At 45.4% G+C, this 14496-nt stretch carries 11 protein-coding genes and 1 pseudogene; 6 read left to right on the forward strand and 6 right to left on the reverse strand.

The annotated features are described in order from the left end of the window. From Q5691_RS06770 to Q5691_RS06785, 4 genes are all read left to right on the forward strand, one after another. The coding region (locus Q5691_RS06770) for a hypothetical protein (protein WP_333344241.1) at window positions 1-183 on the forward strand (183 nt) is incomplete at its 5' end. A 194-nt stretch (window positions 184-377) separates the two neighbouring features. Then, complete coding sequence (locus tag Q5691_RS06775; protein ID WP_333215048.1) at window positions 378-1634, forward strand: ABC transporter substrate-binding protein; 1257 nt, start codon at window positions 378-380, stop codon at window positions 1632-1634. 283 nt (window positions 1635-1917) lie between these two features. After that, window positions 1918-2868 carry a branched-chain amino acid ABC transporter permease gene (locus tag Q5691_RS06780; protein WP_333215050.1) on the forward strand — a complete coding sequence of 317 codons (951 nt, stop codon included), beginning with the start codon at window positions 1918-1920 and terminating at the stop codon, window positions 2866-2868. Between the two features lie 204 nt (window positions 2869-3072). Beyond that, a complete protein-coding gene (locus Q5691_RS06785) occupies window positions 3073-4008 on the forward strand; it encodes a branched-chain amino acid ABC transporter permease (RefSeq protein WP_333215052.1) in 936 nt (311 codons plus the stop codon). 116 nt (window positions 4009-4124) lie between these two features. Here Q5691_RS06785 and Q5691_RS06790 read toward each other — a convergent pair whose 3' ends face one another. From Q5691_RS06790 to rppA, 5 genes and pseudogenes are all read right to left on the reverse strand, one after another. Then, the gene (locus Q5691_RS06790; protein WP_333215054.1) at window positions 4125-5996 is read right to left on the reverse strand and encodes a serine/threonine-protein kinase; all 1872 of its coding nucleotides are present in this window, start codon (window positions 5994-5996) and stop codon (window positions 4125-4127) included. A 196-nt stretch (window positions 5997-6192) separates the two neighbouring features. Continuing rightward, window positions 6193-7151 (reverse strand): annotated as a pseudogene (locus Q5691_RS06795) (aldo/keto reductase). A gap of 419 nt (window positions 7152-7570) precedes the next feature. After that, window positions 7571-8122, reverse strand: coding sequence for a DUF3124 domain-containing protein (locus tag Q5691_RS06800; RefSeq protein WP_333312095.1), 552 nt, complete (start codon window positions 8120-8122; stop codon window positions 7571-7573). Between the two features lie 85 nt (window positions 8123-8207). Next, window positions 8208-9488 (reverse strand): HAMP domain-containing sensor histidine kinase, encoded by a 1281-nt coding sequence (locus Q5691_RS06805; RefSeq protein WP_333215058.1) that lies wholly within the window; start codon window positions 9486-9488, stop codon window positions 8208-8210. 18 nt (window positions 9489-9506) lie between these two features. After that, complete coding sequence (rppA, locus tag Q5691_RS06810) at window positions 9507-10184, reverse strand: two-component system response regulator RppA (protein WP_333085832.1); 678 nt, start codon at window positions 10182-10184, stop codon at window positions 9507-9509. Window positions 10185-10467: 283 nt separating this feature from the next. On the opposite strand from rppA, the gene Q5691_RS06815 reads away from it, so the two are divergent. Further along, the gene (locus tag Q5691_RS06815) at window positions 10468-10845 is read left to right on the forward strand and encodes a hypothetical protein (protein ID WP_333215060.1); all 378 of its coding nucleotides are present in this window, start codon (window positions 10468-10470) and stop codon (window positions 10843-10845) included. Between the two features lie 132 nt (window positions 10846-10977). On the opposite strand, the gene Q5691_RS06820 is transcribed toward Q5691_RS06815, so the two are convergent. Then, complete coding sequence (locus Q5691_RS06820; RefSeq protein ID WP_333344244.1) at window positions 10978-11382, reverse strand: BON domain-containing protein; 405 nt, start codon at window positions 11380-11382, stop codon at window positions 10978-10980. 344 nt (window positions 11383-11726) lie between these two features. On the opposite strand from Q5691_RS06820, the gene Q5691_RS06825 reads away from it, so the two are divergent. Continuing rightward, window positions 11727-14441 carry a cation-transporting P-type ATPase gene (locus tag Q5691_RS06825; RefSeq protein ID WP_333344245.1) on the forward strand — a complete coding sequence of 905 codons (2715 nt, stop codon included), beginning with the start codon at window positions 11727-11729 and terminating at the stop codon, window positions 14439-14441. The last annotated feature ends 55 nt before the right edge of the window (window positions 14442-14496 follow it).

The following is a 14496-nucleotide window of genomic DNA, read 5'->3' on the forward strand; positions in this document are numbered from 1 at the left end:
TTTACTCTCTATCTTGATTTTTTTGACGAGGTTAATAGTGCTTTAAGCTTTCAAACTATTCTTTTTTCTAGGTTCAGTTTTTTGCCTTTTGTTCGTGGTTCAGTGAACCGCTTCCCTTCTGGCGCTTTATTAATGTATCAACTCTCCCCAGAGTTGTCAAGCGTTTTGCGAAAATATTTTTGACTTTTTTTTAAGCCTATACACACCAAGGGTTTCGGCTATCAAGTCGCTCTCCGACCTCCGCTGGCTGACTCCTCTTTTAACTATGGGGTCTTTTTTTTGGGCAAGATTGGACTTTTGAAGGGACGATCTACCGCGCATGGGTAGAATATCTCTACGTGTAGATGTCCTATATATAGATGTTCGATCGCCCGCTTATGAAAAAACCTGCCGCTCGCCCTAGTGCCTTATTCATTACCTGCGCTTCACTGCTGATCGCTTGCACTCAGACGAACACTCCCCAGACATCGACTACAGTATCTCCAGGTACTTCGCCATCTCCGGCAACTTCGCCACAGGGTTCGGCCGCGGGGAACTCTACCGCTATTCCCGTTGGGGTTGGGGTGGCACAAACTAGCAATGTGGCTTTACTGGGTCAGGAACAGGTGGCTGGCGCGAAAATTGCTGAGAAGTATTTCAACGATAAGGGCGGTGTGGATGGGACGCCGATTAAACTGGTGTTCCAAGATACCGGTGGAGATGAACAGGGGACGATCAATGCCTTCAATACTCTGATCAATCAGGATCAGGTGGTGGGTATTGTGGGCCCGACCCTCTCGCAGCAGGCTTTTAGTGCCGATCCGATCGCCGATCGAGCAAAAGTTCCCGTACTCGGCCCCTCCAATACCGCTAAAGGCATTCCCCAGATTGGCGATTACGTGGCCCGAGTCTCCGCGCCTGTGGCCGTGGTAGCACCTAATGCAGTTAAAGCTGCACTGAAGCAAAATCCCAATATTAAGAAAGTAGCAGTGTTTTTTGCTCAGAATGATGCTTTTAGCAAATCTGAGACTGAAACTTTTCAGACAACGGTTAAAGATATGGGGCTGGAATTGGCAACAGTCCAAAAATTCTTGACTACTGATACAGATTTCCAATCTCAAGCCACTAATGGGATAAATGTCAAGCCGGATTTAATCATTATTTCTGGGTTGGCCGCCGATGGAGGCAATTTAATTAAGCAGTTGCGGGAGTTAGGCTACAAAGGCGTTATCATTGGGGGCAACGGTCTGAATACTTCTAATGTATTTCCTGTTTGCAAGGCTCTTTGCGATGGGGTTTTGATAGCCCAAGCCTACAGCCCGGAATATCAGAATGAGATTAATAAGGCTTTTCGTGATGCTTATCGCGCTCAATTTAAGAAAGAACCGCCTCAGTTTAGCGCTCAAGCTTTTACTGGTGTACAAGTTTTTGTTGAGTCATTAAAGGCAATTAATGCTAAGTCTAAGGTTAGCGAAAAGCCATTGGCAGAGTTGCGTACAAATTTGAATCAGCAGTTGTTGGGTGGCCAGTACGATACGCCTTTGGGGGAAATTTCTTTTACGCCTGAAGGTGAGATTAATCAGAAAGAGTTTTATGTGGCAAAGATAAAAATGGAGGCGGATGGCAATAATGGTAAGTTTGAGTTTTTGAAATGAAGGCACGACACGGATTTTGACACGGATACACAGATGAGTTATTGAGTGTGAGTCTGAAGTCACCCCCCCTGCCCCCCAAGGGGGAAGTCAGAAGTCAGATTAAAAATTGGACGTTGCTGATTCACGGTATGAATCAACTTTTCGCTTGATGTTACAAAACTCACCCTACTTGGCTTCTAGCAATTACGAAATCTTGAATTCATACCTGTATTCGGCAAGGTCAAAAATTGTATGCTATTTGTTTTTGAATGATTTAATGTTGATGCCGAATCTCTAACTGGTGATGGACTTAACTCTGTTTTTGCAACAATTTTTGAATGGTTTGTCGATCGGCAGCGTGTATGCTATTTTTGCCCTGGGATACACGCTGGTCTTTTCTATTTTGGGAATTATTAATTTTGCTCACGGTGCAGTATTTACTTTGGGTGCTTATTTCACCTATGCGCTGATGGGAGGTACTTTCGGTTTTAATGGGTTGTGGGCTAATGCTCGAATTCCCCTGCAGTTGCCTTTTGCTGTGGCGTTAATTTTGGGAAGTGTCATGGCTGGTTTGGTAGGAGTAATTGTTGAACGAATTGCTTTTTTGCCTTTGCGCCGCCGACTCTCTGATCCTCTGCTGACGGTGGTTTCTAGTTTGGGTGTGGCAGTTGCGATCGCCAATATTATCCAATATCTTGTCGGGGCGGAAATTTACACTTTTCCTGCTAACACTTACGGCTATTTGCCCGCTGCCATTAACTTTGGGACTGCGGATAAACCAATTCCGATTCGTACTGTTCAAATAGTAATTTTTGCGGTATCTGTAGCTATTGTAGCTGTCTTAACTTACTTAATAAATTTTACTAAATTTGGCAAAGCAATGCAGGCTGTGGCTGAAGATGCTACTACTTCTAGTCTGTTGGGTATTGATACTGATAGATACATTGTTTTGACGTTTTTTGTGAGCAGTTTTCTGGCTGGTTTGGCGGGGAGTTTGGTGGGTTCTAGTGTTAGTATTGCTGGGCCGTATTTTGGTATTGCTTTTGGTTTGAAGGGTTTGGCGGTGATTGTGCTGGGTGGGCTGGGGAGTATTCCTGGGGCGGTTTTGGGTGGGTTTATCATTGGTTTGGTGGAGGCTTTTGTGCCGGGAGATTTTTCGGCTTATAAGGATGCTGTTGCTTTTGCCATATTGTTTATTATGCTATTAGTTAGACCGCAGGGTTTGTTTGGACGGCGTTTGATTCAAAAAGTGTAAAATAGATAATTAGGTGATTAAAATTGGGGCAACCACGGGGGGACTGCCCCTACAGAAACTAATTATATCGGAATGATTTAACCGCAGAGGACGCAGAGAACGCAGAGAACGCAGAGAAAGAGAAGAGAGAAATGAATGATTATGATGGGACTGAATTTGAGATGAAGTTGGTATTTAAGTATGTTTCTTATTTAAAATAAAATCATGGCTGCATTTTTTACTACTTATGGGTTTCTGATTGTCTCGATGTTGTTGGGTGCAATGTTGGGAATGTCGCTATATTTGCCTCTAATGACTGGTCAGTTGTCTCTCGCTAGCCCTGGTTTTTATGCGTTGGGTGGGTATATTGCGGCGATTTTGTCTACGACGGTGTTTAAGCCGACAGGGGGTTTATTTCCACTGCCATTGTTGTTATTGGAGATGATAATTGCAGGGGCTGTTTCGGGGTTGCTGGGGATTGTGGTGGGAATTCCGGCGCTGCGGTTAAGCGGGATTTATTTGGCGATCGCAACTATTGCTTTTGTGGAAATTTTGCGGGTTTTATCGCTGAATCTGGACATCACTGGCGGGGCTGTGGGCATTTTTGGGATTCCGCAACCGTTTGCGACGCCGATCGAGTATTTGTGGATTGTACTACCTTTACTGTTGGTAAGTATGGCAATTGTCTATCGGCTGGAACGGATTCGGGTGGGGCGGGCTTTTGCCGCGATCCGCGCTGATGAGTTGGCGGCTGATGCGATCGGCATTAACCCAACTTTTTATAAGGTTTTGGCTTTCACGTTAGGTGCTGTTTTAGCTGGGGTTGTGGGTGCAGTTAGCGCTCATTTCCTGAATACTTGGAACGCCCGTCAAGGTACTTTTGATGCTAGTATTATTTACTTGACTTCTGTGTTGATTGGTGGTAGCCGAACGTTTCTGGGAGCAGTTTTGGGTGGGATGGTGTTTACTGCTTTGCCGGAGGTTTTGAGGGGAATGGCGACTATTCAGGGATTGCCGCTTTGGTTGGCACAATTTCTGCGGGATGGACGGTTAATTATTTTTGGGTTGCTAATTGTTTTGGGGACGATATTTTTTCCGCAAGGTTTGGTGACGCCGGAGTTGTTGAAGAGGTGGAGGAAGGGCGATCGTACTTCTGTTTAAAATTCATAAATCATCTGGAGTTAGGGAAAAAATCCCGCGCCATAAAACTTTTTATACAAAATTATTAGTCAATAAAGACAAAAATCCTTACTAAAAACGCTTTTGATTGCGGGTAATTAAACAAACATGGTATTCTGCCAAATCTTAATAGTTTTGTCACTGCTGCCGCTAGCCATAAACTCTCCTTCCGGGCTAAAATTAACAGAATAGACCGAGTTATTATGACCCGCAATATTACAAATTTCTTGACCGTCTTTCACTCGCCAAATCTTCAGAGTTTGATTGCTGCTGCTAGCCAGAATCTCGCCATCGGGACTAAAAGCAATAGAATCAACATACCAAGAATGTCCTGTGATCGTTAAAACTTCTTGCCAATCTTTGACCCACCAAATTTTAATGGTATTGTCATGGCTGCCGCTAGCCAAAAACTCTCCATTTGGACTGAAAGCTATGCAGCGAACGGAGTCTGTATGACCTGTAAGTGTGCGAATTAGCTTCCCATCTTTAACTCGCCAAATTTTGACGGTTCTGTCCCAACTGCAACTAGCAATAGTTTCGCCATCAGGGCTAAAAGCAACAAAATAAACTAAATTAGTGTGACCCACAAGGGTGCGAACTTCTTGCCCGTCTTTGACGCGCCAAATCTTGATTGTTTTGTCCCAACTGCTGCTAGCAATCAGAGTTCCATCTGGACTGAAAGCTGCGCCGTAAACTGAGTTACTGTGACCAATCAGGGTGCGGATTCCTTGTCCATCTTTCATCCGCCAAAGTTTTACTGTTTTGTCTTGGCTGCTACTGGCTAGCATTAGTCCGTCCGGGCTGAAAGCTACTGTATAAACTGAGTTAGCGTGTCCTGTGAGGGTGACAATTTCTTGCCCGTCTTCAACTCCCCACAGCTTGATTGTTTTGTCATCGCTGCCGCTGGCTACAACTTCTCCGTTGGGGCTAAAAGCCACAGAGTAAATTAAGTTTTTATGACCTGTGAGGGTGTGAATACATTGCCAGTTATAGGTTTGCTGTTGGGACTGGGCAGGTGTTGGGGCGGGTTTGACTGGCTTGGTAATTGTTTGAGGAATTGCTAGATCGATCGCAAATTGGGGATTAACTTCTTTTAATACTTCAACAGCCGTTTGATAGCGGCGGTTAGTAGCATTTTCAATCATTTTGTCTAAAATTTTCCCTAGTTGTTCACTTACCGGGTTGTTAGCCAAATACTGTCGCCATATCCAGGTATCTTCACCAGGATCGAACAGGTCAAAAGGGGAAACTTGAGTTAGCAAATACAAACAAGTTACGCCTAAACTGTACAAATCGCTGGTAAAAAATGCTTTCCCTCTAGCTTGTTCGGGGGCAATGTATTCGGGGCTGCCGATGCTGGTTCCTGTTTTGAGTAATGCTGTACCTGTAGCAATTTTGGCGGCGCCAAAGTCTACTAGAACTAATTGTTTGTCGGCGCGGCGGATGATGTTTCCGGGTTTGATGTCTCGGTGAATAACGTTGTGGGAATGGATGAAGTGAAGGACGGGTAATAAGCTATTGAGTAAGTCTTGAATTTGATTTTCTGTAAATCTGCCTTCTGTTTCTAAAATTTGTGCTAAATTTTGCCCGTCGATAAATTCTTGGACTACATATTGTCTGCTGTCTTGGATGGAATAGGCTAATAGTTCGGGAATTTGGGGGTGTTTGCCCAATTCGTCTAATCGCATTGCTTCTTGTTCAAAAAGTTCGGCTGCTTTTTTGCTGTTGCGATTGCTTGCGGAGGGGATGAGTTGGGTTTCTGGGGGTAAAAATTGTTTGATGACGCAGCGAGGTTTTGAGGGTTTATCTTCGTCAACGGCGAGGAATGTTCTACCAAAACCGCCTTGTCCGATCGCCTTTATAGCCCGGTAGCGATCGCGCAGCAGCAGTTTTGAACGGCAATTTCGACAAATTTTAGCGGCAGGAGGGTTTTGTGGCTTGGAACAGTTGGGATTTAGGCAGTAACTCATTCGATTTTAGATTTTGGATTTTAGATTTTGGATTTTAACTTTTTGAATATTTCCACAGCGCAGTAAATATTATACCTCTTGCACAAGTCACACTCCTATCGACTTGTAGGGTGCGTCAGACGAATTTCTAGGATGATTATCTAGGATGTATGTTCTGACGCACCTTACTATATATGCCAGTTGCGTCAGTTCTGTTTTAGAAGTTCCACATAACGGGGTTATCGTCTAAATGATCGGTGACTGTTCGCCCGATCGCATCAATCTCTTTTAATTCCTCTTCACTCAATTTTACCTCAGCAGCTTTAGCATTTTCGGCTGCTTGTTCCCCGTCGCGCGCGCCGACAATTGCATTTGTTTGTGGCTGGGAAATCAACCAAGCTAAAGCTAAGTTGCCCAAGCTTATCTGGTGGCGATCGGCAATTGGCCTGAGTTGACTTAATGCTGTTTGCACTCGGTCGTAATTTTCTTTGATGAACAGCTTATTTTTGGCGCGGTGGTCGCCTTCTTCAAACTTGTGTTCTGGCCCGAATTTACCTGTCAATATTCCTTGAGCTAGAGATGAATAGGCAATGATTGAGATATGATTGTCCACACAATAGGACATAGCATCTTTTTCTACCCAGCGCCAAAACAGAGAATATGGCGGTTGCAAGCTGTCGATGCGTCCGTATTGGGCGGCTTCTTCTATTTGGGCGCGGGAAAAGTTTGAAACGCCGATCGCGCGAATTTTTCCCTGTTCTTTTAACTTGTTCAGGGCGTCCATTGTGTCTGCAATTGGCACTAATTCGGAATTCCAAGTGCCAGCGGGCAAGTGGATTTGTAAAGGTCGATATAATCGGTGTTGAGGTTTTTTAGCGATCGATCGCAGGCTTCGATTACCAACTCGGGTTTCAGGTGGTTGGCGAAAACTTTGCTAGCATAAACTACTTGCGATCGCACATCTGAAAGCGCTTGACCGATAATTTGTTCCGAATGCCCTTCTCCATAAACCTCAGCCGTATCAAAGGTGGTAATACCTGCCTCAAAAGCGGCGCGCATTGCTTTGACAGTTTCAGCATCCTCAATTCCCACCCACATCCGCTTCCCAGCTTGCCAAGTCCCCATAATTATCGGGGTAATCTGAATTTGTGATGTTCCCAATTGTCGCTTTTGCATACCCTAAGTCCTCATTTATATTTTTAGTATTCACCCTCAAGCTGTCTAATCTTAACAGAAAAAAGTTGGGTAGTCATGCACAGTAATGCTATCGTTTTATTTTGCAATAAAGAGTGACGTATAAAGTTAAAAATTAAAAAGGGGAGAATCTCACTTTTGCAGCTAAGGATCGCGAATTAAATAACTTACAATTTTAATTGTTATTGTGGGATGGGCGTCCCGCCCGTCACTCTTTCAAGAGTGGAAGTTATTTAATTCTCATTCCTAAGCTAGAAATTGGAGTTAGGAGTCAGGAGCCAGTAGGAAAAAATTCAGAAGCAAGAAGGAAGAAGCCAGAAGAAGTATTTTTACAAATATGAGATGCTCCCCTTATGGTAGTCTAAAACTACTTTGTAAAGCAATAATTTAATGCTCTAAAATCACTTCTGCATTTTGTGTTGCTTGAGAACTTTAGCGGGACTGATAAATGAAATGCCCTGAGAAGAAGAGGTACTAATCATGACAGCTTCAATGACAGGCTCATAAACCGTTTTTTCTGCAACCCACTCCACAATAAAGTTTGCACCTGAGCCTCCACTTGTATCATCTGCTGCAATGAAAAAGTCTGTAGAAGCAAGCGGCTTGAGTTCTACTGGACTCTTAATGTCCTGCCTAATCAATTTCCCCTCACTATCGTAGTAACGCACCGAAGTAATAATAATTGAATTCGTCAGATCCGTATTGCGGATACTGAGGGTCGCTGACAAATTCATGACTTGATCCTGGCTATTGTAGTGATAAATATGTGAGTAAATAGGGACATATACGGTTTGTCCCATCACAACTTTTGTTTGATCTAACGGGACTGCTCTCAGTGAGGTTTCACGTTTTGTATCAGGTTGTTGCCTTTGTGAGGTAGTTTGGTCTGAACAAGAACTCAGGACGATCGCCCCTAGCGCCCAACCAACCCAGAAATCATGTTTCAACTTCATCGGCATTCATCCAAATACACCACATACATTGCAGTTACGTCTAAAGCAGAAAGCAGAGTGCACCTTCTCTCTCGTTTGAGGCGGCTTAGTGATAAGGTTTGAGTGGCAGTTCAACCTGGAAAGTTGAGCCTTTGCCCACTGCACTTGTCACCTGTATTTGTCCGCTGTGTGCCTTGACAATTTGTTCGACGATCGCTAACCCCAGCCCAAAGCCTCCACTCTCCTGCGAGCGATCGGTGTCTACTCGATAGAAGCGATCGAAAATATAGGGTAAGTCCGCTTCTGGAATACCGATTCCCGTATCGATTATCTGAATGACTGCCAAATTGGAATGAAGAACTAGGCGTATCTGTATAGTTCCGCCAACGGGAGTATATTTACAGGCATTGTAAAGCAAGTTTTCGACTACTTGCCGTAGCAAATCAGGATCAGCCAATAATTCAATCCGTTGTTCCGGTGATTCGCAGGTTAGTTTGATATTTTGGACTTCTGCAAGTGCGAGAAACTGGGTTGCTAAATTGCTGAGGAACTCGTTGAGATTGATTAACCTGAGCGATTCCGGCGCAAGTTGCCCCTGATGACGAGCCAACAGCAGTAAATTATTCACGAGCGCTCCCATTGATTTTGCGCTATCTACAATGTTTTCTAAGGGAGGATGGTAACGTGAATCATCACCCGCGATCAGCAACCCAAGCTGGGCATTAGTGAGAATGGCAGACAGGGGCGATCGCAACTCGTGAGAGGCATCGGCTGTAAAGCGCTGAAGCTGCTGATAGGCTTGCCGAATCGGTTGCATCGCCAGCCCGCTGAGAAACCAACCTGTGAGGGCAATTAAGCCCAGTGTCAGCGGGACAGCGAGAGTTAGCACAATCTGAAGCTCAGTGAGCCTGTTTTGAGTTTCTGTCAAAGGAGTTGCAACCTGAAGATAACCGAGTACCCCAGTTCTACCTTCAACGGGTAATGTCACCTGACGCAGCCAGATTCCTGTTCCCAAAAGTGGATCGGTCGATCGAACTGTGAGATAACCAAAGGGCGTATTTAACTGCTCTGGGGAAGGAGTCCCAAAAAAACGAACGAGCCGCCTTTGTGCGTTATACCAGCGTACATAAATCAGATCTTCTGCAAGGGGATGAGAACCACTGCCTAACAAAGGGACATGACTCAGATCGACCTGGTTTTGGTTTTTGCGAACTTCATAATGTACGCTGGCAGCCATGACTCTAGTTTTGTCATACAGCAGTCGGTCAAGGGCTTCTAGTTTATCTTTTACCTCAATCTGATAAATCACCCCTGCAAACAGCACGAGAATGCTTCCCATGGAGAGGGTGAACCAACGAGCCAGATTGCGACGACTTTGATTAAACACGACTTGCCTTCACGATCGTTACTTTTCAGGGGAAGTGAGGCGATAACCCATACCGTAAATGCTCTCAATCCAGTCTGCCGATCCTACAGCCTGCAAGCGTTGGCGGAGTTTGCGAATTAGAACCGTAATTGCATTGCTCTCTGGTTCAGTCCCCCATTCCCACACAGCTTGTTCAATCTGATTCCGAGTCAAAACCTGTCGAGGATGACGCATAAAATACTCCAACAACTGAAACTCGCGACTGGAGAGGGAAACAGTTGCACCTTGTCGCTCAACAGTCAGAGTATCGAGGTGGAGTTGTAGATCCTCAAGGCTGAGCGTATCTCCTTGCCAAAGGGGCGATCGTCGTCTTAATGCCCGCACTCGTGCCATAAATTCAACCAAATCGATCGGTTTCACCAGGTAATCATCTGCACCTGCGTCTAAGCCGGTCACTTTTTCTGGCGTGGTATCTCTTGCCGTGATCATCAAAATCGGCGCTGTTTTCCCTGCTGCTCGATATTGACGACAGAGATTTACCCCACTGATATGTGGCAACATCCAGTCCAAAATCAACAAATCATATTCTTTTTCTGATAACAGCCACTGTGCCGTCTGTCCATCTTTTACCCCATCCACGCTATGTCCTGCTTGAGACAGCACTGTTTGAAGTGGCATCAGTTGCTTTGGATCGTCCTCCACCAGCAAAACTCTCATATCTCGGCTCGCCTCCTTCGCAGCTTGCAGTTTTAAGAATTATTAGAGTTTGAGGCGATTCGCGCATCTTCTTTAAGCTAGATTTTAGGAGATATCCAGTTGTATTAAAGTGCCAATATAGCAATCCTAAATGATTCAGATAAATTTGTAGGGGTAGTGCTAAGAGTGCCTACCCCCTATCTATCGGGCAACCACGGGAGGATTGCCCCTACAATAATTATGCACATGATTTAGGATTGCTATAGATAGTAAGAGCCTCAGAATCAATGGGAAAGAATAGCGGATGATTAGACGTTGGCTGCAAGTCTCAGGCGCAGAGTTTTGGTTGCCATTGCCGTTTGTGGCGATCTCGTTTTGGGTTGGTTCCAGTTTCCTAATGGCTCAAGAATTACAACAACCCCAGATAGTAAAGAATAAACTTCAGGCAGATACCCAGCTTAAAGCAACGGTGTCTGTCAATATATTGCTGATCAACGCGGTGATTAACCGAAAACAAGGAACCACCCAGGTTGCGGTAGAAACAGCAGAACCCATTTTGAAGCGATTGGAATTAGAATTGCCCATGACTGACGCAACCCAGATAGAGGCAGCCATCGCGCAAGAACTACAGTTATCACGTCAAAATGTTCGCCAGTTAGTCCGTTACGAAATCGTTGAATAAGTTTATTGTTTCAATATTGCGATCGCATCCAGTCAAATAAGGTTGTTAAATTTATAGGTTTCCTCGCTGCGATCGAGCAACTCCTCAAGCGGCAAGGAGAGCCAAATACTCTTGCCACTTGAGAATTAATAACTACTGAGTGATGATTTCGTTATTGATCGAAATATTCGGTGCAATTTGCCGAGCAATTTGTTCTGCCAATGCTTTTTGTTCTGCCGTTTGAACGCGCCCTGTTAAAACAATCGAATTATCCCGATCGTCTGCGTCCAAATCGAATGGCTTGAGGGTACTATCGGACTCTAAGGCATCTTCTACGCGATCGGCAATATCGTCAATGTCTTGATTCTGAGGCGTCTGTGCGGTCGTGGTTGCAGGCGCAGAAGCGGTTGGAACAGTCGTATTTCCAGTGGTCCTTGTGGGAGCAGAAGTAGATGGAACAGTTGTCTGTGAAGTATTGGGGGGGGTGCAAGCACCTAAACCCAAAATTGCAACAGTGCTGACGCTGATTCCTTGCACCAATAGCTTTAATAATTGCATATTCTTTGTTTGTTTTGTTTGTTGTGAAACGCAATTTTGCCGATAAAACTCAGGATGAAGTCTTTGAGCATTTCAACTTAACCAGTGAATGTAAAAGAGTTCATCTATCAAAAGTAATGTTTTTGACAACCCTATTAATAAAAGGCAACAATAAATCAAATCCAGTGAACTAAAGTTGGCAAATTTATAAGTTATCTTAATTGGTTCTCTGCCTAAGTATAGGGAGCAAATGTGATCCAAATGTGAGTAACAGAAATTAGTCGCTCACTTTTCCCTCACTTTCATCAATGACGCTAGAAATAAGACGAAATAATAAATAAGCAGTTGCCTTGACAAGAAACGTTATGACTACAACCAATGTAGAAAAATTAGTAGAACACTCTTGGCATCACCTCTCTGTCGAGAAAGTGGCTCGGATTTTAGAGACTGACCTGGAAATAGGTCTATCTTCTGAGGTGTCAGCCGAACGGCGCGAGATTTTCGGCCCCAATCAACTAACGGCTCAGAAGCCGCAAAGTGCCTGGTTGCGATTTCTTAAGCAACTGAATCAGCCGCTAATCTACATTTTGTTAGCTGCTGGGATAGTAACAGCATTTCTGAAAGAGTGGATTGATTCAGGGGTAATTGTGGGGGTTGCTCTGACGAATGCCACCATTGGTTTCGTTCAAGAGTCAAAGGCAGAGAATGCGATCGCCGCTTTAGCAAAATCTGTTGCAACTGAGGCAACCATTCTCCGCCACGGTCAAAAGCAAGTGGTTTCATCCAGTGAACTGGTTCCTGGCGATCTCGTCTTGCTGTCTTCTGGGGATAAAGTGTCTGCGGATCTGCGACTGATCGAAGTCCGTGACTTACAGGTTGATGAATCAGCGTTAACGGGAGAATCTGTCCCGGTTCAGAAGCAATCCCAGGCGCTAGAGGCAGACGCTGCACTGGCAGATCGCACGAACATGGCCTATACCGGCAGCCTGGTAACGTTTGGACAGGGACGCGGACTCGTCGTCAGCATCGGTGACATGACCGAGACGGGACACATTTCCCAACTCATGCAGCAAAGTACCACACTGGAAACCCCACTGAGTCGCAAAATTGACAAATTTAGCAAAACCTTGCTCTATGTCATTTTAGCTTTGGCTGCCTTCACCTTTGCAGCAGGCATTGCCCAGAGATTTTCTTGGGTTGAGGTGTTCAAGGCATCTGTGGCACTTGCAGTCAGCGCAATTCCTGAAGGCTTACCCGCGATTTTAACGGTGACACTGGCGATCGGGGTTTCCCGGATGGCAAAGCAGCACGCCATTATTCGCAAACTTCCGGCAATTGAGACGCTGGGGAGCACCACCGTGATTTGTTCTGACAAAACCGGAACCTTGACTGAGAATCAAATGACAGTTCAAGAGATTGATGCCGGTGGAAAGCGATATCGGGTTAGCGGTGGAGGATATGCACCAGACGGGGAAATTTCTGTAAATGGACATTCCGTTGACCTGGCGATCGCACCTGCCTTATATGAATGCCTGCAAGCAGGACTGTTGTGCAACGATTCGCATCTAGAAGTGCAGGATGGAAACTGGACTGTAGTCGGTAGTCCAACCGAAGGGGCGCTGGTTGCGGTAGCCCAAAAAGCGGGGTTAATTACTGAGAAACTGGAGGAAGCGTTTTCCCGGCTCGATACACTGCCGTTTGAATCTCAGTTTCAATACATGGCAACCTTACATGACGATCGCCCAGAACGGTTGATTTATGTCAAGGGTTCGATTGAGGCAATTCTCAAACGGTGTCGCCAGATGCTCGATGAACAGGGAGAGGCGAGATCCCTCAACCCCGCGCCGATCGAGCAAACCGTGGACAGAATGGCAAAAAAAGGGTTACGAGTTCTGGCACTTGCTAAGAAAGTTGTACCCGCTTCTCAATCTTCAATTGACCATTCTGATATTGAGCAAGGGTTAACTTTTCTGGGGTTGCAAGGCATGATCGACCCGCCTCGCCCCGAAGCGATTCAAGCGATTCAAGCCTGTCGATCTGCGGGAATTCAGGTCAAGATGATTACGGGCGATCATGCCAAAACAGCAGCAGCGATCGCGCACCAAATGGGACTAAATCAAACCCAAGAGGCTCCCGTTTTTACCGGTCAAGAACTCGCTCAAATGAACCAGCAGCAATTCGCCAATGCTGTTGAACAAAGCTGCGTGTTTGCTCGTGTCGCACCAGAGCAAAAGCTCCGCATTGTCGAAGCACTTCAGTCTAAGGGCGAGATTGTGGCGATGACTGGAGATGGAGTTAACGATGCTCCCGCCCTGAAGCAAGCTGACATTGGGATAGCGATGGGTATTACAGGCACCGAAGTTACAAAAGAAGCAGCGGATATGCTGTTGACAAACGACAACTTTGCTTCGATCGAGAAAGCAGTTGAGGAAGGACGCACGGTTTATAAGAATCTGCTGCGGGCGATCGCCTTCATCCTGCCCGTGAATGGTGGAGAGTCCATGACCATCTTGATTGCCGTACTTCTGGCAACCCCACTACCCATTTTACCAGTACAAATTCTCTGGCTGAATATGGTCAGTTCAGTTGCATTGAGCTTACCGTTGGCATTTGAGCCGCCCTCTCCCAATGTCATGCAACAGCCACCTCGACCTGCCAATGAACCGCTTCTGTCTCGTAGGCTGACCGCTCGGATTCTGACAGTTTCGGTATTTAACTGGATTGTGATCTTTGGGATGTTTGAATGGATCGTCCAAACCACAGGTAATGAAGCTCTAGCCCGGACGATGGCAATTCAAGCATTGGTGGCGGCCGAAGCTTTTTACCTATTAAGCATCAGTCGCTTCGTTCCGGCGATCGTCGCCAAACTACGCGGTAAAGATGAATCAGTTGGCTATGCGGTAGCGATCGGCATTGCGGCTATTTTCATTCTCCAATTCCTGTTTAGCCAATGGGGCATTATGAATCAGTTATTCGACACAGAAGCTTTGGATCTAATCCAAGGCTTAATTTGTATCGGATTCGGACTGCCAATGATTCCTTTGTCAGCTTTGCTAAAGCGTTTTGCACCTCTGAACTAAGTGGTTTTTGTGATACGGCTATTGCCAGCAACTTTACACACTATTTACCAAATTT

Source organism: Microcoleus sp. w1-18aA5, assembly GCF_036701705.1.
In the GTDB taxonomy this organism is placed as follows: Bacteria; Cyanobacteriota; Cyanobacteriia; order Cyanobacteriales; family Microcoleaceae; genus Microcoleus.